Raw genomic sequence first — 2472 nt, 5'->3', positions numbered from 1 at the left:
CCAAATCCCATATAAATCTCTCCTTTGAGTAAGAGGGGAAATTCAAGGTCACTCATGTATTTTAACGGGTTCCCATTACTTTATGATTTTACGCATTAATTGAGCAGGTCCTTTAAGAAAAAAGAAAACACCTTAGGATGCCTTTTTTATACATGAAAAGCCCACCTATTTCCGTAGGTGGGCTATATATTTATTACACAATACGACAGTATACTATCTTTTTCTAAATATGAAATTATGCATATTTAGAAAAAACTACACTTAATAAATATTACATATAGTAAATGGAAACTTATGGTGTTATTCTTTTGAAAGGCGTAACATGTCAATCATTATAGAAGATTTGGTGGCTCCTTGATAAAGAAGTTCCTTTTTTCTGAAAAATGAATATTGATTCGATATTGGTTATAATTATTCGGTCAGATGATTTTATGTTTTCTTAATTTATTCCTTTACATCTACAATGATTATTTATTATAACAGTTTTCGCGTCTAAAATAAGATGTTTCAGCAAAAGGGAATATAACTATCTTTATAATGAGTTCCCAATATAGTCAACGTTTTAACAAAAAGGATATCTGTATTATTTTCTCCTTTTTGCTAACTAATACAGCTTCAAAAAATAGACACAATTGCTACATGCCAATTGTAATTTATTATCTATTCATAATTCTGTTTATTCTGTCTTTCTAAAAATAAAAAAAAATTAGACTCGCAAATATAAACGTTATAATGAGGGCGTCGAGAGGTAACCGATTACCTACGGAGAAAATATCAAATATTTTAAAATTGGACAGACTGAAACGATTAATTGCAGAAAGGTGTGTGACCAGAAGGAGAATTTCTTCAAAATAGTTTAGTAGCAGCGGACATCGTATTAGCTGGTGTAAACAATATCATCAATGCTGACGAAGTATAGGGTTGGAGGATAAATGCCTCGCACATTAAGAGAGACAGCTTTAGGTGGAATCGTTTACAATATGGTGCATCAAGTAAGCGATTCATTTTTAAGAATGGTCTATATTCTTAAGCCTAAAAAGAGACGTAAGAATAGGATACAAGGGGGATTTGTTATATGAATGGGAATACTGCAAAAAAAATAGAATTTCAAGCTGAAAATACTGCAGTGAAAAATGAGGAATATCTAGATCCTAAAAAGTGGCATAAACAAGATACTACCTGGGCATTGAGCCTTTTTGGAACAGCAATTGGAGCAGGAGTACTCTTTTTACCTATTAATGCAGGTTCAGGTGGTTTATTATCATTACTGTTAATTACGATACTTGCATTTCCTGTTATGTATTACTCACATAGGGCACTTGCTAAAATGATATACGCTTCTAATTCTGCTGATGAGGGGATYACAGGTACAATAAGAGAGTATTTTGGAAATAAGGCAAGTATCATTTTTAACATAGTATATTTCGTTTCAATTTATACGATCGTGCTGATGTATTCGGTTGCACTTACAAATACTGCAAGTAGTTTTATCGTGCATCAATTGCACATGCCGGAGCCTCCAAGGGCCATTTTATCTCTTGTATTAGTGCTCGGCCTTATAGCTATACTAAATTTTGGTCAAGATATCATTGTAAAGATAATGAGCATGCTAGTATATCCTTTTATCGTGTCTTTACTTTTTATCTCAATATCTTTAATTCCACAGTGGAATACGTCAATGCTCAGTTTTTCAAGTGTTTCTACTGCTTCAACAGGGACAGGGTATTTTGGAGTGATATTGATGATACTACCAATCATAGTATTCTCATTTAATCATTCTCCTCTGATTTCGTCATTTGTTATAAAACAGAGAGCTACCTATGGAATAGAAGCTACTGATGCCAAATGTGCTCAAATACAAAAAGTTTGTTATATTATGACATTCGTAGTAGTTATGTTCTTTGTTTGGAGTAGTGCACTGAGTTTAACTCCAAAAGATCTTATGATGGCTAAAGAACAAAACTTATCAATTCTATCGTATCTTGCTAATGAGCTTAATTCACCAGTAATCACTATTGCAGCTCCTATCATTGCTTTTGTGGCTATWACWAAGTCTTTCCTTGGCCATTATATAGGGGCATATGAGGTAATGCGTGACGTAATTATCAAGTTTGGTAAAACACGCGGAAAAGCTATCGAAGAAAAAACAGTTAAGACAATGATTCTTGCTTTTGTCGTATTAACATGTTGGTATGTTGCTTATGCAAATCCAAGTATTCTTGGAATCATTGATGCCCTTAGCGGTCCGTTAGTTGCTGCGATCTTATGTCTATTACCAATGTATGCGATTCGTAAAGTACCAGTACTGGCTAAATACAGAGGGAAAATGAGCAATGTATTTGTCATTATTGTAGGTATACTTACTGTCCTAGCAAGTATTAAGTCATTATTCTAATTCGCTATTGTTAGTTCAAGTGCTAAAATAGTGGGATTTGAAAAAAGAATGAAAGAGATTATGGATAAGATAAATCT

The 2472-nt window shown here is 33.2% G+C and carries 1 protein-coding gene and 1 pseudogene; both read left to right on the top strand.

Annotation, left to right across the window (positions count from 1 at the left end):
- Positions 1–771: 771 nt before the first annotated feature.
- A pseudogene (locus tag AC1DTM_RS22865) lies at positions 772–929 on the top strand (L-serine ammonia-lyase, iron-sulfur-dependent, subunit alpha); the annotation flags it as partial.
- A 146-nt stretch (positions 930–1075) separates the two neighbouring features.
- Entirely contained in the window at positions 1076–2395 is a 1320-nt protein-coding gene (locus AC1DTM_RS22860; RefSeq protein WP_002110964.1) for an aromatic amino acid transport family protein, read from the top strand.
- Positions 2396–2472: the final 77 nt, after the last annotated feature.

The organism is Bacillus sp. P4_D3, assembly GCF_056401855.1.
The sequence above is the reverse complement of the archived record's forward strand: the minus strand, read 5'-3'. Positions and strand labels throughout refer to the sequence as shown.